Genomic DNA, 18,384 nt, shown 5'->3' on the forward strand with positions numbered 1-18,384 from the left:
GTGGCGACAGGAGTTCGACGACACCGCGCGGACGTACAGGCGATGGCCGACTCCCCGACGGTCGACCTCGCCGACCCCTCGCCCGAGGAAGCCATCGAGTGGGCCAGTGCATACGACGCGCCCCTCCACCCGAAATACACCTACTGCTGGCACGACGTGAGCGTCGATGCGTCCTATCACTCGCAGATGCCGTCGAGAGCGCCGATACTGCGGCCGGCGACGGCGCGACGCTCGGCATCGAGCGACTGGAGGACGGGTCGGGCTTCGCCGTCTCGGCGATGGGGACGGCACTGCCGGACGCCCGCCCCGAGGAACTGTTCCAGATGCACCCCGAACCGGACGACGCGCGCCGCATCTCGATGCGCATCATTATGAACATCATCGAGTCCCACGACTGGGAGTTCGACGTCGTGACCCACGGCGACCAGACGCGCTTTGAGTTCCGGGACGTGATCTTCATCTAAACCGGAAGGGACTCCTCGCGGAGGTCCCAACGTCTGCCCGATGCAACAGACGCTCCGCGAACGGGTCCCGCTCGTGACCGCAGTCCTTTCGGTCGTCTCTATCGGCGTCGTGTTCGCTGCCGCCGGCCGCCGCATTCCAGAGGCAGTCTTGCCGCCGGTTCCCGAGTCGGTTATCGCGGCGGTGCCACACGTCAACGCCGTCATCAGCGTCGCCGCCATCGTGACGATAACACTCGGCGTCCGGGCCATCCGGAACGGCGACGTCACCGCCCACCGCCGGGCGATGCTCGCCAGTTTCGGCTTGTTCGTCGCCTTCCTCGTCCTCTATCTCACGAAAGTCGCCATCGCCGGCCCGACGTCGTTCACCGGTCCCGGCTGGGTCGAGACGTTCGTCTACTACCCCGTGCTGGCCGTCCACATCGTCCTCGCCGTGGTGACGATTCCGCTCGTCTATCACGCCCTGTTGCTCGCGGCGACCCACGACGTGTCTGAACTCCGGGAGACAGCCCACCCTCGTGTCGGGCGCCTCGCGGCCGCCGGGTGGCTGATATCCTTCTCGCTCGGGGTCGTCGTCTACGCGCTGCTTTACCTCTGAACGACTAGCTTTATTCGGGCGAGACGGGTAGGTCCATCCAATGCGAAACGTCGTGCTGTTCTGTCTCGACTCTGCCCGGCGGGACGTCTTCGAGCGGTCGGCGACCCGTCTGTCTGCCCGCGCCGACGTGACCTTCACGCAGTGCCGGGCCGCCAGTTCCTGGAGCGCACCCAGTCACGCCAGTATGTTCACCGGGGACCTCCCCCACCGCCACGGCGTCCACGTCCACGACCCCCACTTCGACTCGATTCCCCGCTCGGAGACGTTCCTCGGCGAGATGCCCGACCACGAGGCGCTGGGCATCAGCGCCAACGTCTTCGCCTCGCCGGCGTACGGCTTCGACACGTGGTTCGACCGGTTCGTCGAGGTGTCGACCGGTCGGCGGTTCACCGGCGGCATCGACCCCAACGCCTTCTACGTCGAGAGCGACGCCACCGGCCTCGCCCGCCACGCCGCGTTCGTCCGGGCGGCCCTGACCAGCGATCACCCGCTCCAGAGCCTCGCCAACGGGACGCTGGCGACGATAAACGTCCTCTCGCGTGACGCCCCGATACCGAAACTGCTCGACGACGGCGCCAACACCGTCGCCCGGGAAGCGAGACGCCTCACCGAGGCGGCGACGGAGCCGTACTTCCTCTTTACCAATCTGGAGGACACGCATATGCCCCACCGGCCGGTGTGGGCCTACGACGGCGACAGCTACGACGCGCCCGCGGACTTCTCGACGGACGACGCCGGCGTCTGGGAGGTCATCGACGACGTGGAGGGCCACCGGGAGTATCTCGAACACTTCCGGGACCTCTACGCCGCTTCGACGGCCTACGTCGACCGGACGCTCGACTCGCTTATCGACAGCTTACAGGCCCACAGCGACCGCGAGACGACGTTCCTGATCACGGGCGACCACGGCGAGAACCTCGGCACGCCCGAAGACGAGAACCTGCTTGGCCACAAGAGCAGCCTCAGCGAGGGCGTCCTCCACGTTCCGCTGGTCGTCGTCAACCCTCCCGAGGGGTTCGATTCGACCGTCGAGGAGTACGTCAGCCACCTCGACCTCCCGACGCTCGTCGCCGGCCTCGCCCGCGGCGAGACGCCCGACATCACCCGCGAGCGCGTCCCGGCGGAGATTCTCGGGATGAGTCCCGGCCCGGACCCCCCGGAGGACTACGACGCCGACTACTGGGACCGCGCGATGCGCTGTGTCTACGAGGACGAGACCAAGTGGGTCTGGGACTCGGAAGGCGGCCGCGAACGGGTAGATATCGACCGCGACCGGCCGTGCTGGCAATCGGTCGCCGAGGCGGACGCGACGCTGCCCGAGTGGATAGACGACTACTTCGAGAACGAGGTCACGACGGCCAAAGACGCGGCGATGGCGGCCGAGACGGCGGCTGACGTCGACGCTGCGACCGAACAGCGGCTCGAAGACCTCGGGTATATGTAGTTACTCGACGAGCGAGCCGAAGACCTCCTCGGCGTCGGCGGGCACGTCGAAGTCGTGGAAGTGCTCGCCTTTCTCCTTGGTGAGGATGTTGAGGCCGGCGGCCGCGCCGTCGCCGGCGGAGATGACGGCCTGCCACTCCTCGGCCCGGACCATCGCGCCCGTCGCGTAGGCGTCCTCGACGGACGTCTCCATCGTCACGTCCACGTCGACGGTGTCCTCGTCGGTGAACGCACAGCCCAGCGTCTCCGCGAGGTCACGGTTCGCGCCCGTCGCGAGGATGAGGTAGCTCCCGGTGTGTTCGCCGTCGTCCGTCGTGACGGTGAACCCGTCGTCGGTGGACTCGACGCCTGTGACCTCAGTCCCTTGGTGGCGCTCGACGCCGAAGTCGTCGACCTGATCGCGGAGGACTTCTATGTAGTTCGAGCCGTCCATCGACCGATGCCGGGGTAGTTGAACAGGTGGGCCTTGTGCATCCACGTCCCGTCGGTGTCGAAGACGGTGGCTTCGAGGCCGTTTTTCGCAGTGAACAGCGCCGCGCTCAGGCCGGCGGGGCCGCCGCCGACGACGAGTACGTCAGGCATACGTCCGTATCTCGGCCCGACCGGTGAAAAGTGTGTGCCGTTCGGCCACGGACAATATTTTATATCATCCCCGGCGCGATAGATGACTATGCGACGACGTACGTATCTGGGCCGGGCTGAGTGGCGGTGTCACGATGCTCGGTGGGTGTACTGGTGCGTGTGGGTGCGAACCGGTGGGGGGACCTACCGTCGAGTACGAGTCGAAATTCGTGCCCTGGGAGCGGGCTATGGGTTCGGTGACGGCGACTCCCACACAGACACGCGAGTCAGACGGCGTCATCGAGATAACAAAGGGCTCCGGAGACGCTGTCGATCCGACGCTGTTGTTTATCGAGGGCGATCGTCTCTACCCACGTGGTGATGGTACGTGGGCCAGTCAGCGTACAGGCTTCTCCGGGGACGCTATCTGGGGGGAAGTAAGCTATATAAAGGGAAATGCCACAATCTACGTCGACGCCGACCGCGACTGGCGGCTCGAACTCGTCTGGCGGCCGGATAACGGCGACGAGGAGACGGAAGTGCTCCACGAGAATCCGCCCGAAACCGACACACAACGGGGTTAGCCCGCGTCCGGCAGAAAGTACTCGTCGAACGCCACATCGCTCAGTTCCTCGAAACCGTCGTCGCCACAGGCACAGCCCGGCGGCTCCTGTACGTCGGCGTACACACGGTCACACCCCGCACAAACGAAGTATCGGAGCCCGAGCATCACGCGGAGGCCCCGACCAGTTCGCTCGCCTTCGCGCGTGACTGTTCGATCACCGCGGGCCGGCCCTCGAACTCGACGACGACCTGCTCGCCGTAGTCGACCGACTCCACGTGGGCGTGGTCGTGAATCCACGACAGCAGGCTCATCGTGTCGTCGGACATCGGGAGGACCAACCGTTCGGTCCGGAAGTCCGGGAGTTCGTCGTGGACGCGGTCACGGAGGGCGTCCACACTCGTCCCTTCCAGCGCGCTCACGGCGACGGGGTTGGGCGCTAGCGCCGACAGCGCTTCCCGTTTCTCGGCCAGTTCCTCCTCGTCGACCTGATCTATCTTGTTGAGCACGGTCAGGATGGGCGCCTCGTTGCGCTCGTAGAGAGTGTCGTGACAGGTCACGAGTTTCTCCCGAATCTCCTCGACCGGTTCGTTCACGTCGACGACGAGCAACACGAGGTCGGCCCGGTACACCGAGTCCAGCGTCGACTTGAACGACTCGACCAGCCAGTGGGGCAGGTCCGAGACGAACCCGACGGTGTCGGTCACCAGCACGTCCCGGGTGCCGAGGTCGGCCCGGCGCGTCGTCGTCCCCAGCGTGGTGAACAGCTGATTCTCGCTCTCGGCGGTCGGGTCGAGGTCGGGGTGGAGGTCCTCGTTGTCCGCCACGTCTAAGTCCTCGGCGAGGCGGCGCAACAGCGTGGACTTGCCGGCGTTGGTGTAGCCCGCGAGCGCCACCAGATCGAAGCCGGACTCGCGGCGCTGCTCGCGGCGGTGTTGCTCGGTCTCCTCGATGGTGTCGAGTTCCTCGCGGATGTTCGCTATCTGGTTTTTGATGTCCTGCTCGCGGGACTCGTCGTACTCCCCTAATCCCATAAAGCCGGGCCGCTCGTCGCGCTTGGCGAGGCTGGCTTTGGCCTCGGCCCGCGGGAGTTCGTACCGGAGCTCCGCGAGTTCGACCTGTAGTTGGGCCTTGCGGGTCTGTGCCCGCTGGCCGAATATCTCCAGTATCAACCGGAAGCGGTCGAGTATCTCGACGCCCGCGGGGAGGACGTTCCCGAGGTTGTACGTCTGGTAGGGGCCGAGTTGGTTGTCGAAGATGACGACCGACGCCTCGCGGCCGCGGACCTCCCGGGCCAGTTCCTCGGCTTTCCCCTCCCCGATGTGGAACCCGGGGTCTTCGGTCGTCGTCTGGGTCACCTCGCCGACGACGCGGTAGCCGGCCGAGCGGGCCAACTCCCGGACCTCCTCGGTGTCGGCACTCCCCGAGTCGACACGCTTGACGACCACTGCCTGTGTCGGTGTGTGCGCGTTCGTCACTCGGTCGAGAATAGTGGGTCCGCCTATTTAGGTTTGTTCGGCAAAGGGAAACGGCGGGTGATGGGCACCCGCGCGTGTGACACTACGGAGCCGTCTGGCTCCACTAGCCGGTTGGGACTCCGGCGTAATAACCTCCTAGCTCCGTTCAGACGGCGAGAGGGCCGACGCTACTCCTCGTCCTCGATCAGCGACTGGGCCTCGGAGTGGTCGGCCAGCAGGTGTTGCATCCGCGTGACCGTCTCGGGGTCGCGGGTCGGACCGCTCTCTAACACCGACTCGGTCCGCTCGATGACGTTCCGGGTGTCGGACTGCAACAGCAACACCGGGACGCCGCGCTTCTCGGCCTTCCCGAGGACGGCCCCCGGCGGGCGGAAGCCGCCGCCGAGGATGATACACTTGATCCCGGAGGCCTCCAGCGCTGTGGTGATCAGCTCCGAGCGGTCGCCGCCGGTGATGAGCGCGGCGTTCTGGGTCCGCCGGAAGTAGGTGAGCGCGCCCTCGCCGGACATCGCGCCGACGGTCAACCGCTCGATGAAGACGTCGGTGTCGGCGTCGGTCGTCAACAGTTCGGCGCCGAGACGCTCGGCGAGGTTGCCGACGCTGATCCCGGCGAGTTCCGGAATCCGCGGGACGACCCCCAGAACGGGGACGTCGTGGTTCTCGAGGAACGGGACGACGTCGGTCGTCAACTGGTCGAAGACGGTGTCCGGGACGCCGTTAAACAGGACGCCTGCGAGGTTGTCGCCGATCTGGTCGGCCGCCGCGAGGATGTCGTCGATGTCGCCCGGTTCGTCGTAGCGGCTGAGGAGGACGACCCGCGCGTCGATGGCCTCGGCTATCTCCGGATCGGTGAGGTCGACGATGCCGCCGGTCGTGAGGCGGTCGGTCCCTTCGAGGACCATCAGGTCGCGGTCCTCGGCCAGCGCCTCGTAGTTGTCGAGGACGCGCTCGCGGAGCTCTGCGGACTGCTCGCGGCCGCGGATGGCCTCCTCGACGAACGTGGGCGTGTAGACGATGGGCTCCAGTTCGTGCATCTCGGCGTCGAGGTCCAGCAACTCGCGCGCGAGCATCGGGTCCTCGTCGCGTGTCTTGCCGGTCACGCTCTGCAAGCGCGTGCCCTTTGGCTTCATGTAGCCGACGTCTTTGCCCTGCTCTTTGGCGAGGGTCGCCAGCGCGAGGGTGACTGCCGTTTTGCCGGTCGCTGCTTCTGTCGAGGTGACGAGTAGTGGGTCCATTAGTTGCCTCCGTTACGTTTGTCTTGGTCGATAGTAAGTCGTACGTCCACCGCCGAGACGCCGTCGGGCGACGCGACGAGCGGGTTGATGTCCAGTTCGAGTATCTCCGGGAAGTCGGTGACGAGTTGCGAGAGCCGTTGGATGGTCTCGACGACGGCGCCCTCGTCGACGGGGTCCCGGCCGCGGGCACCCCGCAACAGCGGCGCCGAGTCCACGTCGTCGACCATCTCCGTGGCCTCCCGCTCGCTGACGGGCGCGACGCGGACGGACGTGTCCTCGAGCACCTCGACGAAGATGCCGCCGAGGCCGAACAGCACCAGCGGTCCGAACTGCGGGTCGCGGTTCATCCCGACGATGGTCTCGGTCCCGGACTCGAGGTCCAGCATCTCCTGTACCTGCACGCCGATGAGGTCGGCGTCGGGCTGGTAGTTTTTCGCCCGGCTGATGAGGTTGTCGTAGGTGTCCGCCACCTCCTCGACGGGGACGTTCACCTCGACGCCGCCGATGTCGGACTTGTGGAGGATGTCCGGGCTGACGATCTTCATCACGACGTTGCCCTCGATCGCCTCGGCGGCCGCGACGGCGTCTTTGGGGTTGTCGACGATGTCGCCCTCGGGCGTCGGGATGCCGTAGGCGTCCAGCAGCCCCATCGCTTCGACACCCAGCGCGTTCGACCCGCGGTCGACCGCCCGCTGGATTATCTCGTCGACGCGTTCCTCGTCGACGTCGAACCGCGCGGGGTCTTCGAAGGTCCGGTCCTGTGTCCGGGCGTACTGCCGCAGGGCGTCGAGGCTCTCGACGCCGCGTGCGGGGTCGAAGTACGACGGGACGCCCACGTCGTCGAGAATCGACGCGGCGGTCGTCGCGGACTCCCCGCCCATCAGACTGGTGGCGATGGGCGTGTCCGTCTCCCGGGACGTGTCGGCGACGACCTCGGCGAGGTCCTCGAACTCCATAACGGCGGTGGGACAGGCCACGACCATCACCGACCCGACGTTGGGGTCCTCCAAGACGATGTCAAGCGCCTCGTCGTAGCGGTCGACGGGCGCGTCCCCGAGGACGTCCACGGGGTTGAAGATGTTCGCGGCGTCGGGCATCGCCTCCTCCAGTCGCTGGAGCGTCTCGTCCGTGAAGTCGGCCATCTGCAGGCTGGAGTCGCCGACGGCGTCGGTCGACATCACGCCCGGGCCGCCCGCGTTCGTGACGATGGCGATGCCGTCGTCGTCGGCCCGCGGTTGCCCTTCGAGGATGGAGGCGTAGTCGAACAGTTCCTGGACGCTCTCGGCGCGGATCACGCCGGCCTGCTCCAATCCGGCCTCGTAGGCGCGTTCGCTGCCGGCGATAGCGCCCGTGTGGGAGGCCGCGGCGTTGGCCCCGGCGTCGGTCCGGCCCGACTTGACCGTCACTATCGGGGTGTCCTCGGTCACTTTCCGGGCCGTGTCGATGAACTCCCGGCCGTCGTCGATGTCCTCGAGGTAGCCGAGGATGACGTCGGTGTCGGGGTCCTCGCCCCAGAAGTCGATGAAGTCGCCCTCGTCGAGGACGGCCTTGTTCCCCAGCGAGACGACGTCTTTGAACCCGAGGTCGCGGTCGCTGGCCCAGTCTAAGACGGCGGTGATGAACGCGCCCGACTGGCTCATGAAGGATATCGACCCCTCAAGCGCCGACTGGGAGGCGAACGTCGCGTTCATCCCGACCGGCGAGGAGATGATGCCCAGACAGTTGGGGCCGACGAGGTTCATGTCGTACTCGGCGGCGATAGACTGGAGTTGTTTCTCCCGGGAGGCGCCCTCGCTGCCGGCCTCGCCGAACCCGGCGGTGACGACGACGACGTCGGTGATGCCGGCCTCACCGGCCTGTTTCAGTACGTCGACGGCGATACCCGGCGGGACGACGACGACCGCCAGGTCGACGTCGGACGCCTCCGATATGTCGTCGAGGGCGGCGATACCGAACACCTCGTCGGCGTTGGGGTTTACCGGGATCACGTCACCCTCGAACCCGTCGAGGAGGTTCTCCATGATCGCGGCACCGACCGCTCCCGACGACTCCGTTGCACCGATGACGGCCACCCGTTCGGGTGAGAATAGTGTTCCTAGATTGCCCATCGTGTCCCTTCGTGGTTACACCCCGACGGTGAAATATCTGCCGTAGAGTCTCGGCGTTTAAGAACCTATACTGAACGATAATGCCATAGTTACTTGTCTGTCGCCGGTGGCAGAAACGATCCTGCCCTCGGGCGTGTGGCAGACGCGTGTCAGACACGCCACAAAGGTTTTTGCCCGTACGTGGGGTGTATCATACAATGGCCGGACTCCGTTCGCTACTCGATGATATCGCCGACGGGGTCGACTCCGTGTTCCTGTTCTCCCCGAGCACCTCGCTGTACGAATCGACCGTCGAGGACGAGGACCGGACCGTGGTGGTCGTCTCCCCGGAGAACGACGTCGACGCCGACGCCTACGTCGTCCTGCCGGTGGAGTTCGCCGACCCGACCGAGCGGGTCCGCTTCGGTATCGAGGGGGCCGTCGACCAGGAGCTGATCGAGGAGACCGACACCGTCCTCTGTGCGCTGAAGAGCTTCGACGACGACGTCGACACCGTGATGCGGGTCCGCGCGAGCGAGTTCTCCCGCTCGGGCGTCTACGACCTGTTCGTCAACAGCCGGGCCGAACCGGGCGTCGTCCGGAACGTCCTCGAAGTCGCGGTCGAACTCGGCAAGAAAGGGCAGAAGGGCAAACCCGTCGGTGCGCTGTTCGTCGTCGGCGACGCGGGCAAGGTGATGAACAAGTCCCGCCCGCTGAGCTACAACCCCTTCGAGAAGTCCCACGTCCACGTCGGCGACCCCATCGTGAACGTGATGCTCAAGGAGTTTTCGCGGCTGGACGGCGCGTTCGTCATCTCCGATTCGGGCAAGATAGTCTCGGCCTATCGCTACCTCGAACCCTCCGCCGAGGGCGTCGACATTCCGAAGGGGCTGGGTGCCCGGCATATGGCGGCCGGGGCCGTCACCCGGGACACGAACGCCATCGCTATCGTCCTCAGCGAGAGCGACGGGCTGGTTCGGGCGTTCAAAGGCGGTGAGCTGATCCTCGAACTCGACCCGGAGGCGTACTGATGGCGTCGCTGCAGATAGACATCCCGGATCTGATACGGGCGCTGTTCTCCGAACAGGGTGCGGTCGCCGTCGCCGTCGGGATACTGCTGTGCGGCGCTCTTGGCGGCTATCTCGTGTGGCGCGGGACCCGGCGGCTCCTCGTCCAGCAGGGTGTCGACGAAGCCGTCGAGGGGACGCTGTTCGAACGCTCCGTCCAGAACGTCGGGCTCTCGACGGTCGGACTGCTGGCGATGCTCGCCGCGGCGGCGGTGTACATCCTCAGCATCCTGCTCGCGCTGAACGTCACGCAACTCGTCGACAGCCAGTTCTTCTGGACGCGCTTTACCGACCTGCTCCCGCGGCTGTTCGTCGCCGCGCTGGCGGTGATTCTCGGCCTCGTCCTCGGCGACAAGGCGAAGTTGGAGATAGCCGACCGCCTCAAGAGCGTCAAACTCCCCGAGGTCAGCATCATCCCCGAGATAGTCAAGTACAGCATCTTCTTCATCGCCGGGCTGATAGCGCTCGGGCAACTCGGCGTCGCCACGACGGCGCTGCTCATCCTGCTCGCGGTGTACACCTTCGGGCTGGTGTTTCTGGCTGGACTGGCCCTGCAGGACCTGCTCACCGCGCCGCGGCCGGGACGTACCTCCTGCTCTCACAGCCGTACAGCATCGGGGACGAGGTCAAGATAGACGACACCCGCGGCATCGTTCAGGAGATAGATATGTTCGTCACGCGCGTCGAGAGCGACGGCGAGGAGTACATCATCCCGAACCACCGGGTGTTCAAAAGCGGCATCGTCCGGATCCGGAGCTAGCCCTCCGCGTCGACGACTTCTGCGGGGACGCCGGCCACCGTCGCGCCCGGCGGCACGTCCTCGGTCACCAGCGAGTTCGCCGCGACCTGTGCGTCCGCGCCCACGTGGACGCCCGGGAGGACGACGGCCCCGGCACCGATCATCGCTCGCTCGCCGACGACCACTTCGCCGGTCCGGAGTTCGTCCTGTAAGTACTCGTGACAGAGGATAGTGGCATCGTAGCCGACGATGGCGTCGTCACCGATAGTGATCAGGTTCGGCCAGAACACGTCCGGGGTGGCGGTCAGTCCGAACGCGACGCCCTCGCCGATGTCGGCCCCGAGGCGGCGCAACAGCCAGTTTTTCAGCTTCAGACTCGGGGAGTAGCGGGCGACCCAGACGACGAGGAAGTTGAGGACGACTCGGAGGGGGTGGCGCGTCTCGGGCCAGTGCCACAGCGAGTTCCGTGGGCCCGGCGTCTCGTGGTGGCGCAACCGGTCGTAGCGGGACGGCGAATCGTCGGACACGCCCGTCGGTAGTGGTGGCGTGACAATGAAGCCGACGGGTCACTCGAGGCCGTCGGCGTACTCGAAGTCGGCCGCCGACGCGGTCGGCGTCTCGCCGTCGAGGCGTATCCGGTAGCCGTCGACCTCCGTCGGGTCATCGAGAGCGTTCGTCAGCGCCGTCCGGACGGAGAGGACGTCGACGCCGTAGTAGTCCCCGGGGATGCCCTGAAAGTACTGGAGTGCGGTCCGAAAGAGGCTACGCATCCCGTCGTCGTCCTCGAAGTCGACGTGTTTGTACGCGCCGGCCGCGACCTGCACCATCCCGTGGAGGAAGGCGGACTCGGTGGTTCCGCGGCCGTAGTTGTACCATTCGTCCTCGAAACAATCGTGCGATTCGTGGAACGCCCCGGCGTTGAACAGGCGGACGCCGTGGACGGTGGCCCGCCGGAGGGTCGCGTGTTCCCACTGGCCGTCCGTCCGCCACCCCGTCGGTGACCCCGACGGCGGGGCGACCGTCGGGTCGCGGGTGTGGTCGTCCATAGTCAGGCGAACGTGACAGCGAGCAAAAAAGGCCTCCGCCTACGTCGCGCCGGCGCGTGCGCCCCACCGAATCACGAGGAAGACAGCGAGGAACAACACGACGCCCACGACGACACTGACGACGGCGTCGGCGTGCAGCGGATTCGAGGGGTCCGCGTGGAGGGTGATACGTCCGGCTGTCATCAACGGATCGTTGGGCCGTGGCCGACCTGAAACTGTCGGTTCGTGCCGCTCTATCCGTCCGAAGAGCGACAAGTCGGCACCTTCATTAACGCCCGACTCCGTAGGAGTATATATACGCGCGGCACTTCGACGTCGCCCTCCACACGACGACTGCCGCGGACAGGACACGACATCAGTACTGGAGCGCCACCGATGGGAACTACGTTCACCCGACGGAAACTGCTGGCTGCGACTGCCGGCCTCACGGCCGGGGCCAGCAGCGGGTGTGTCAGTTCCATCGGCAACCTGCTCGGCGGCGGCCCGCCGAATCAGGTTTCGGTCCAGATCAAGGCCCAGCCGGCCGACCAAGACACGGCGTCCGTCCAGATAGCCCGCACGCTCGCGGACCGGTTGCAGGCCGTCGGCATCAACGCGACGGTCGAGTTGCTGCCGGCCTCCCAACTGTACAAGGAGGTTCTCGAACAGCACGCCTTCGACATCTACGTGGGCCGGTTTCCCGCGTTGCCCGATCCGGACTACCTCTACGCGCTGTTTCACTCCCAGTATGGCGGAGACACGGGGTGGCAGAACCCGTTCGGGTTCGCCGACGTGGGGATGGACCAGTTGATCAGCCGCCAGCGCACCCAGGCCGACGGGGACCGGGCGGGAACTATCGGGGAGGCGCTCGGTATCGTCGCACGGGAACAGCCGATGTCGCCGCTCGTTCGGTCGGACGCCATCGCCGGTATCGGGACGGGGCGGTTCGAGGGGTGGGAGCAGTTCCCAGCTCGGGATCCGCTGTGGCTCGTCGGTCTCCAGCAGGCCAACGGATCGCCGGTCGAGCCACAGGCCGACAGGAGCCTCACCGTCGCGACACCGGACGGCGAGCCGACGCGGTCGCTAAACCCACTCAACCGGCGGACGAACGGGCTGGAGATAGCGACGTCGCTGCTGTACGACCCGCTCGGCCGGTACTACGACGGGCAGTTACAGCCGTGGTTGGCCGAGTCGTGGTTCTGGTCGAGCGACGACGACGACGAGTTGATTGTGCGGCTGAAACCGGACCTCCAGTGGCACGACGGGACGCCGCTGACGGCCGCGGACGTGGCGTTCACTTATCGGTTTTACTCCGACGCGACGATGGGGAAGTCCGACACCTTCGCGCCGGTCCCGCGGTATCAGGGGCGGACGGACCTCGTCTCGTCTGTTCGGGTCGCGAACGACCGGACCGTCGGACTGGAGATTGACGCCGCCGACCCGGTCGCGACGACGGCGCTCTCGGTACCGCTCGTTCCTCGGCACGTCTGGCGCGAGCGGACCGACGTGGTCGACGCCGACCGCGGACTGACCAGCGCCCACACGAGCGACAACGAGGACCCGGTCGGGTCGGGCCCGATGGTGTTCGACTCCTGGTCGAACGGGCGGTCGCTCACGCTCACCCGGAACGAGGAGCACCCGCTCAACCGGGATACGAGCAGTCGCCTCGGCAGTCGGTTCAACGAACTGGCGCTCACGGAACTGGAGTTGCTGGTCGCGCCCTCGGACATCACCGTCGTCGAACACGTCGCACAGAACAACGCCGACATCACGTCGCCGACGCTCGGCCCGTCGTCAGTCGACCGGGTCGAGGACGCCGACGGCGTGGACCTGCTGACGACGCCGTCCCGGACGATATACCACCTCGGGTTCAACACCCGGCGGCCGGTGCTTCGCAACCCGAACTTCCGGCGGGCGGTCGTCCGTCTCCTCGACAAGCAGGCGATGGCCGACGACATCTTCGGCGGGTACGCGACGCCGCTTTCCGCTCCCGTTCTCGGATCGGAGTGGACGCCCGAGTCACTGCAGTTCGACGGGACTGATCCGCAGGTCCCCTTCCTCGGGAGCGACGACGAACTCAACGAGACGGACGCCCGCGAGACGTTCCGCGAGGCCGGGTTCCGGTACACCGACGGGGGGTATCTCGTCCAGCGATGACGCTGGTCGACGTGCTCGTACAGGTCGGTGCGTCGACGGTCGCCCTCGTCACGCTCTCGCTGCTCGGCATCGTCGGTATCGACCGGATGCGCTCGCTGCGGACCGTCTACCGGGAACGCATCGTCGCCGTATCGCCGTACGTCGGCGTGCTGGGGCTGATACTCCTCGCGAACAGCCAACTCCGGAATTTCGGCAACGAGATATCGCTGGACTTCGGGCTCCGGATCACCGGAAACATCTACGACATCGAAGGGGCCTTCGTCGCGTGGGTTCAGTCCTTCCAGAGTCCGGAGCTGACGTTTTACTTCTCGCTCATCTACGTCTACGGCTACGTCTACCTGCTCGTCTTCCCGTTTCTGGCGTTCGCGATGCTAGAGGAGACCGACCGGTTCCGGAAACTCGTCATCGCGTACGGCCTCAACTACACCATCGGGTTGGCGTGTTACATCCTCTTCGTCGCCTACGGGCCGCGGAACCTCCTCCCGGGACAGGTCGAGGGCCTCCTCTACACCACGTGGCCACAGTCACAACTACTGACCTCGGAGGTCAACACGAACACGAACGTCTTCCCGTCGCTGCACTCCTCGCTCGCGGTGACCGTCGCGTTGCTCGCCCGCAAGACCCGCGAGGAGTACCCCTACTGGTACCCAATCGCCATCGCGCTAGCGGTCTCGGTGTGTCTCTCGACGATGTACCTCGGCATCCACTGGGGGACGGACGTCGTCGCCGGGATACTCCTCGCTCTCCTCTCGGTGCGGGCGTCGGACTGGTTGCTCCCCGTCTTCGAGACGCGGTTTCCGCCCGCTCGGGTCGTCTACGCGCGGGTCGCCGACCGGGCGGGCGACGCCCTCGGTCGCCTCCGGTCGTGACCGGTCGATGTCGTGGTGCATATATACCAGAGCCTCCTGCACACAGGACGCGTGCGAGGGTAGCCAAGCCTGGAAACGGCGGCGGACTCAAGATCCGCTCCCGTAGGGGTCCAAGGGTTCAAATCCCTTCCCTCGCACTGTTGGCCACTACGGCCACCCAAACAGTGCAGGAAGATCCGTTCGGAGCGATCTTCCCTCGCAAACACTCTCTAAAATCTGCTCGGGAGCCACAGCTATACGGTGGCGGACTCAAGATCCGCTCCCGTAGGGTCCACGCGAGCGACGCGAGCGTGGACTCGGAAGACTCGCTGTCGGCGAACGGTGAAACCGTGAGCCAGCGAGTCTTCCGGTGGTCCAAGGGTTCAAATCCCTTCCCTCGCATCGCTGTGTGGCCCATCCCGGGCCGCACAAGATGCACACGGAAGGATTTGAACGTCGTCGGACAACTCCGACGGGAGTTCAAATCCCTTCCCTCGCACTGTTGGCCACTACGGCCCCTCGCAACAGTGCAGGAAGATCCGTTCGGAGCGATCTTCCCTCGCAAAACCTTCTACGGCGGACTTACGACCGAACCAGCGGCTGGAACTCCCTGTAGGTGAGCGTCCGCCAGAGCCACTCGACCGGGCCAAAGCGGAAGAACCGAATCCACAGCACCGACAGCGAAATCTGGACGGCCCAGAAGGCGAGGACCATCCCGAGGGCCTCGGCGCGGCCGACGCGGCCGAACAGGCCCAGCCCGTGGCCGTAGAAGACGCTCGTGGCGACGACGGTCTGGAGGAGGTAGTTCGTGAAGGCCGTGCGGCCGACGGCCGCGAACGCGCGCGTGAGAGGACCGCCGGGTCGCCAGCGGGCGTACAGCGTGACGAGGCCGACGTAGCCGCCGGCGACGAGGAGGCTGGCCCAGTAGTTGAACTGCCGCCAGATCAGCGCCGCGTCGGCGCTCCAGTCGGCGGCCTCGATGTAGCGGACGCCCAACAGGACGATGCCGACGCCGACGGCGCCGCCGGCGACGAGGAGCCGATACAGTCGGGTCGAGCGCTCGCCGGTGAGGACGCCCCAGCGGTAGAGTGCCATCCCCAGCAGCATCGTGCCGCCGACGCGCCAGAACGTCTGCCCGAGGAAGCCGCTGGTCTGGCGCTCGAACGCGGTCGGGACGCGGTGGGACAACTGCTCGGTCCAGCCGCCGCGGTAGGTCGCTATCTCGGCTTGGAGCACCGACCCCGCGGGGGCCCACTGGTCGCTATCGCCGCGCCGCCGCCCGCGAGGCCGACGGCTAACTCCGTCAGCGAGGGGACCAACAGGAGGACGACGCCGACGCCGGCGAGCGTCCGTGCCGGGGTGTCGACGAACAGGACGATGACCAGTCCACAGAGGGCGTACGCGACGAGGATGTCGCCGTACCAGAGGAGGTAGGCGTGGGCGAGGCCGATGACGAGCAGCCACGCGGTGCGCCGGTAGTGGTAGCCCATCGCGGGGTCCTCGGACTGACGGCGTTTCTCGACGAACAGGACGGTCCCGGCCCCGAACAGCGCCGAGAACACCGTGATGAACTTCAGTTCCGCGAAGACGTGGCCGAGAAGCCACGCCCAGTAGTCCAGTCCCGTGAACCCGCCGTAGGCGGTCGGGTTGAGCAGCGTCACTTCCGGCATCGAGAAGACTCTGACGTTGATCAGGAGGATGCCGAGGACCGCGACGCCCCGGAGTGCGTCGAGACTCACGATCCGTTCGGTGGGAGGTGTCGGGCCGTCTGTCACGGACAGTTCGACGCAGGAACCCCAGCGACGAATAGGTGTGTGGTCCGCCCGCGGGCTACTCCTTGATCGTCACGCCGAGTTGGAGGTCAGAGCGGTCGGCCAGCAACCGTTCCCGCGTCGCCTCGATGGGGTCGGGGTCGCCGGCGCGGAACTCCCGCGCCAGTTCGAGGGCGGCCGCCGCGTGGTCGATAGCGTCGGTGAACAGTTCGTAAGCTCTTTTCGGGTCGTCTTCGGCGACGGCCCCGTGGGCCTGCCACTCGGCGGCCGAGGCGGCCTGACGGTGGTGGTCGAGTAGCGAGGCGACCGTCTCCTCGACGCGGGTCTGCAACCGCTCGCGCTCGATGCCGAGGAGTCTCCGTGCGCCCCAGCAACAGTCCAACAGCGTCCGGTAGGTGTCGAACGCTCGGCGAAGGTGAGCGGCGGTGTCCGCGGGGTCCGTCGCGGCGTCGGCCGCCGTCCGGGCGTCGTCGGCTCTGTCGATGGCCTCGCGGCCGACGGCAGCGACCCGGTCGGCGGCGATGGAGAGCGCCGTCTCGGTGTCGCCCGCTGCCAGCGGTGCCCGGCCGTCGGTCCGTTCGCGCACGGTGACGGCGCGCTGGTCGTCGGCCGTCGTCGATCCGACCGGGTCGATGCCGTACTCTTCGACGCGTTCGGCGGCCGCGCGGTAGCTTCGGGCGGCCGTGGCGAAGGCGTCCAGCGCCCCGACGTGGTCGTCGTCCGCGAAGCGCTCGCTGGCAGTCGCCGTGGCGACGGTCAGTCGCACCAGCAGCGCTCTGGTGTAGGCGGATTCGAGGGTTCGCTCGGCCCGGTCGACGGTCCGCTGGAGCGACGCCACGTCCTCGAACGGCGTCTCCTCGGCGGTCCGTCTGGCGTCGGCCACGCGTTCGGTGAGGAAGTCGTAGCGGTCCGCGACCAACTGCCAGTCGCCGTCCTCGCGGATCGGTTCGACGAGGTCCCCGCGGCTGGCGTGAATCGTCGACGCCGTCTCCTGTGCGCGGGTCCACACCTCCGCGCCGGTCCGGACGTACCGGACGGCGGCCGCGGCCGTCTCGGCGCCCCCGTCGGCGACCGGGACGCGCCAGCGGTGGCCTCGCTCGTGGACGACCGAGAGCGTGGCCGGGGCCGACGGGTCGTCCAGTCCGACGCGGCGTACGTCCGCGAAGTGAATCGGAATCCGCTGGTCGCGGGCCGACCGCGTCCCGGACCCGGGGACCAAGATTACGATCCGACGGTCGGTCACGGCGACGAGGGACGGCGCGCCCGCCCGTGGCGTGAGTTCCTCCGTCCGCCCGTCGCGGTCACACTCGACCGTTCCCTCGGCGTGTTCCAGCAGGTACTCCGGTCGCTCGTCGTCGTGGAGCGACGCGAGCAGTGTCTCCCTTGCCCCCGGTTCGTCGTTCGATACTCCCCGCTCGGTCGACTGTCGGCTACGTCGCGTGATATCGTCCCACCCCGTAGGTTCCCGTTGTGAGTAATTTTAAATAAACCTTGGTGATCGCCCACTCCCGACGGCGTTAAGTGGGCGCTTGGCATATGACTGGCCGAATGCGTATCGAACGGCTGGGTGACGGGCGACCGGAAGTCGCCGTCGTCGCCGCCATTCACGGCGACGAACCCTGTGGCGTCGAGGCAATCGAGCGGATACTCGCCGAGGACCCGGCGGTCGCGCGGCCGGTCGCGCTGATCGTCGCCAACGAGGCGGCGCTGTCGGCCGGGACCCGCTACGTCGAAGAGGACCTCAACCGGGCGTTTCCGGGCGACCCCGAGGGACCGACACACGAGTCGCGGCTGGCGGCCGAACTGACGGACGTTCTCGCCGGATGTACGACGCTCGCGCTCCACTCCACACAGTCCTACGACGGGCCCTTTGCCATCGTCCAAGACGGGGCCGGCGAGTCGGCCGACTTGGCGCGGCAGTTGCCCGTCGACGCCATCGTCGAGACGGGCGCGTTCGACGAGGGACGGCTGTTCGAGTCGGTGTCGCCGCTGGTCGAAGTCGAGTGTGGGTTTCAGGGGTCGGCCGCCGCCGCCGAGAACGCGACCGACATCGTCCGGCAGTTCCTCGCCGCCACGGGCGCCCTCGCGGACACCTCCGCGCCCGAGTCCCGGGACGTGCCGCTGTTCCGCCTGTCGGACGTGGTGCCGAAAGCGGCCGCCGAGAGCTACGAGGTGTTCGCCGAGAACTTCCAGCGAGTCGAGGCCGGGGACACCTTCGCTGTCGCCGACGGCGAGGAGTACGTCGCCGAAGAGTCGTTCTATCCCGTCCTCCTCTCGGCGTACGGCTACGAGGACGTCTTCGGCTACGCCGCGGTGAAAGCGTCTTACGGCAGTAGTTAGTCGCTCGTCGG

The 18,384-nt window shown here is 66.9% G+C and carries 17 protein-coding genes, 1 tRNA gene and 3 pseudogenes; 11 read left to right on the plus strand and 10 right to left on the minus strand.

Features of this window, described 5'->3' with window-relative positions; genetic code table 11:
• Positions 1-42 precede the first annotated feature (42 nt).
• The 4 genes from GJ629_RS02380 to GJ629_RS02390 are packed head-to-tail and all read left to right on the plus strand — an operon-like array spanning position 43 to position 2,503.
• Positions 43-375 carry a hypothetical protein gene (locus tag GJ629_RS02380; protein WP_231754449.1) on the plus strand — a complete coding sequence of 111 codons (333 nt, stop codon included), beginning with the start codon at positions 43-45 and terminating at the stop codon, positions 373-375.
• A complete protein-coding gene (locus GJ629_RS16720) occupies positions 324-464 on the plus strand; it encodes a hypothetical protein (RefSeq protein WP_231754447.1) in 141 nt (46 codons plus the stop codon). Before GJ629_RS02380 ends, GJ629_RS16720 begins: the two co-directional genes overlap by 52 nt.
• Before the next feature lie 40 nt (positions 465-504).
• Positions 505-1,059: a DUF420 domain-containing protein gene (locus GJ629_RS02385; RefSeq protein WP_157511586.1), complete on the plus strand. Its 555-nt coding sequence runs from the start codon at positions 505-507 to the stop codon at positions 1,057-1,059.
• 40 nt (positions 1,060-1,099) lie between these two features.
• A complete protein-coding gene (locus GJ629_RS02390; RefSeq protein ID WP_157511587.1) occupies positions 1,100-2,503 on the plus strand; it encodes a sulfatase-like hydrolase/transferase in 1,404 nt (467 codons plus the stop codon).
• Here the strand turns inward: GJ629_RS02390 and GJ629_RS02395 are convergent.
• Positions 2,504-3,084: pseudogene (locus GJ629_RS02395) on the minus strand (FAD-dependent oxidoreductase).
• 236 nt (positions 3,085-3,320) lie between these two features.
• Here GJ629_RS02395 and GJ629_RS02400 point away from each other — a divergent pair.
• Complete coding sequence (locus GJ629_RS02400) at positions 3,321-3,647, plus strand: hypothetical protein (RefSeq protein WP_157511588.1); 327 nt, start codon at positions 3,321-3,323, stop codon at positions 3,645-3,647.
• Here the strand turns inward: GJ629_RS02400 and GJ629_RS02405 are convergent.
• The 4 genes from GJ629_RS02405 to GJ629_RS02420 form a co-directional block, all read right to left on the minus strand.
• Positions 3,644-3,793, minus strand: a complete 150-nt coding sequence (locus GJ629_RS02405; RefSeq protein ID WP_157511589.1) for a hypothetical protein — start codon at positions 3,791-3,793, stop codon at positions 3,644-3,646. The genes GJ629_RS02400 and GJ629_RS02405 overlap by 4 nt on opposite strands.
• On the minus strand, positions 3,793-5,103 hold the full coding sequence (gene hflX, locus GJ629_RS02410) for a GTPase HflX (protein WP_370515759.1): 1,311 nt from the start codon (positions 5,101-5,103) through the stop codon (positions 3,793-3,795). Before hflX ends, GJ629_RS02405 begins: the two co-directional genes overlap by 1 nt.
• Before the next feature lie 167 nt (positions 5,104-5,270).
• A complete protein-coding gene (locus tag GJ629_RS02415; RefSeq protein WP_157511590.1) occupies positions 5,271-6,338 on the minus strand; it encodes a phosphotransacetylase family protein in 1,068 nt (355 codons plus the stop codon).
• Positions 6,338-8,446, minus strand: a complete 2,109-nt coding sequence (locus tag GJ629_RS02420; protein ID WP_157511591.1) for an acetate--CoA ligase family protein — start codon at positions 8,444-8,446, stop codon at positions 6,338-6,340. The genes GJ629_RS02415 and GJ629_RS02420 overlap by 1 nt, the downstream gene beginning before the upstream one ends.
• A 197-nt stretch (positions 8,447-8,643) precedes the next feature.
• Between GJ629_RS02420 and dacZ the strand changes: the two genes are divergently transcribed.
• Positions 8,644-9,456, plus strand: a complete 813-nt coding sequence (gene dacZ / locus GJ629_RS02425; RefSeq protein WP_157511592.1) for a diadenylate cyclase DacZ — start codon at positions 8,644-8,646, stop codon at positions 9,454-9,456.
• Positions 9,456-10,252: pseudogene (locus tag GJ629_RS02430) on the plus strand (mechanosensitive ion channel domain-containing protein). Before dacZ ends, GJ629_RS02430 begins: the two are co-directional and overlap by 1 nt.
• On the opposite strand, the gene GJ629_RS02435 reads toward GJ629_RS02430, so the two are convergent.
• The 3 genes from GJ629_RS02435 to GJ629_RS02445 are packed head-to-tail and all read right to left on the minus strand — an operon-like array spanning position 10,249 to position 11,460.
• The gene (locus GJ629_RS02435) at positions 10,249-10,758 is read right to left on the minus strand and encodes a DapH/DapD/GlmU-related protein (RefSeq protein ID WP_370515760.1); all 510 of its coding nucleotides are present in this window, start codon (positions 10,756-10,758) and stop codon (positions 10,249-10,251) included. The pseudogene GJ629_RS02430 and the gene GJ629_RS02435 overlap by 4 nt on opposite strands.
• Positions 10,759-10,797: 39 nt before the next feature.
• Positions 10,798-11,277 carry a DUF309 domain-containing protein gene (locus GJ629_RS02440; protein ID WP_157511593.1) on the minus strand — a complete coding sequence of 160 codons (480 nt, stop codon included), beginning with the start codon at positions 11,275-11,277 and terminating at the stop codon, positions 10,798-10,800.
• Between the two features lie 39 nt (positions 11,278-11,316).
• Positions 11,317-11,460, minus strand: coding sequence for a hypothetical protein (locus tag GJ629_RS02445; RefSeq protein WP_157511594.1), 144 nt, complete (start codon positions 11,458-11,460; stop codon positions 11,317-11,319).
• A 192-nt stretch (positions 11,461-11,652) separates the two neighbouring features.
• Between GJ629_RS02445 and GJ629_RS02450 the strand changes: the two genes are divergently transcribed.
• The 3 genes from GJ629_RS02450 (at position 11,653) to GJ629_RS02460 (ending at position 14,419) form a co-directional block, all read left to right on the plus strand.
• Positions 11,653-13,413: an ABC transporter substrate-binding protein gene (locus tag GJ629_RS02450; RefSeq protein ID WP_157511595.1), complete on the plus strand. Its 1,761-nt coding sequence runs from the start codon at positions 11,653-11,655 to the stop codon at positions 13,411-13,413.
• Positions 13,410-14,282: a phosphatase PAP2 family protein gene (locus GJ629_RS02455; RefSeq protein WP_157511596.1), complete on the plus strand. Its 873-nt coding sequence runs from the start codon at positions 13,410-13,412 to the stop codon at positions 14,280-14,282. Before GJ629_RS02450 ends, GJ629_RS02455 begins: the two co-directional genes overlap by 4 nt.
• 53 nt (positions 14,283-14,335) lie before the next feature.
• Positions 14,336-14,419 (plus strand) — tRNA-Leu (locus GJ629_RS02460).
• A gap of 424 nt (positions 14,420-14,843) precedes the next feature.
• On the opposite strand, the pseudogene GJ629_RS17820 reads toward GJ629_RS02460, so the two are convergent.
• Positions 14,844-16,042, minus strand: a pseudogene (locus GJ629_RS17820) (DUF418 domain-containing protein).
• A 49-nt stretch (positions 16,043-16,091) separates the two neighbouring features.
• Complete coding sequence (locus GJ629_RS02470) at positions 16,092-17,252, minus strand: hypothetical protein (RefSeq protein WP_157511597.1); 1,161 nt, start codon at positions 17,250-17,252, stop codon at positions 16,092-16,094.
• Positions 17,253-17,581: 329 nt separating this feature from the next.
• Between GJ629_RS02470 and GJ629_RS02475 the strand changes: the two genes are divergently transcribed.
• On the plus strand, positions 17,582-18,373 hold the full coding sequence (locus GJ629_RS02475) for a succinylglutamate desuccinylase/aspartoacylase family protein (protein ID WP_157511598.1): 792 nt from the start codon (positions 17,582-17,584) through the stop codon (positions 18,371-18,373).
• The last annotated feature ends 11 nt before the right edge of the window (positions 18,374-18,384 follow it).

The organism is Halapricum sp. CBA1109, assembly GCF_009741825.1.
GTDB lineage: Archaea > Halobacteriota > Halobacteria > Halobacteriales > Haloarculaceae > Halapricum.

Coding starts and splice junctions, on each gene's coding strand:
- GJ629_RS02380 (WP_231754449.1), top strand. CDS start 43: ATGGCCGACTCCCCGACGGTCGACCTCGCCGACCCCTCGCCCGAGGAA.
- GJ629_RS16720 (WP_231754447.1), top strand. CDS start 324: ATGCACCCCGAACCGGACGACGCGCGCCGCATCTCGATGCGCATCATT.
- GJ629_RS02385 (WP_157511586.1), top strand. CDS start 505: ATGCAACAGACGCTCCGCGAACGGGTCCCGCTCGTGACCGCAGTCCTT.
- GJ629_RS02390 (WP_157511587.1), top strand. CDS start 1,100: ATGCGAAACGTCGTGCTGTTCTGTCTCGACTCTGCCCGGCGGGACGTC.
- GJ629_RS02405 (WP_157511589.1), bottom strand. CDS start 3,793: ATGCTCGGGCTCCGATACTTCGTTTGTGCGGGGTGTGACCGTGTGTAC.
- GJ629_RS02415 (WP_157511590.1), bottom strand. CDS start 6,338: ATGGACCCACTACTCGTCACCTCGACAGAAGCAGCGACCGGCAAAACG.
- GJ629_RS02420 (WP_157511591.1), bottom strand. CDS start 8,446: ATGGGCAATCTAGGAACACTATTCTCACCCGAACGGGTGGCCGTCATC.
- dacZ (WP_157511592.1), top strand. CDS start 8,644: ATGGCCGGACTCCGTTCGCTACTCGATGATATCGCCGACGGGGTCGAC.
- GJ629_RS02440 (WP_157511593.1), bottom strand. CDS start 11,277: ATGGACGACCACACCCGCGACCCGACGGTCGCCCCGCCGTCGGGGTCA.
- GJ629_RS02445 (WP_157511594.1), bottom strand. CDS start 11,460: ATGACAGCCGGACGTATCACCCTCCACGCGGACCCCTCGAATCCGCTG.
- GJ629_RS02450 (WP_157511595.1), top strand. CDS start 11,653: ATGGGAACTACGTTCACCCGACGGAAACTGCTGGCTGCGACTGCCGGC.
- GJ629_RS02455 (WP_157511596.1), top strand. CDS start 13,410: ATGACGCTGGTCGACGTGCTCGTACAGGTCGGTGCGTCGACGGTCGCC.
- GJ629_RS02475 (WP_157511598.1), top strand. CDS start 17,582: ATGCGTATCGAACGGCTGGGTGACGGGCGACCGGAAGTCGCCGTCGTC.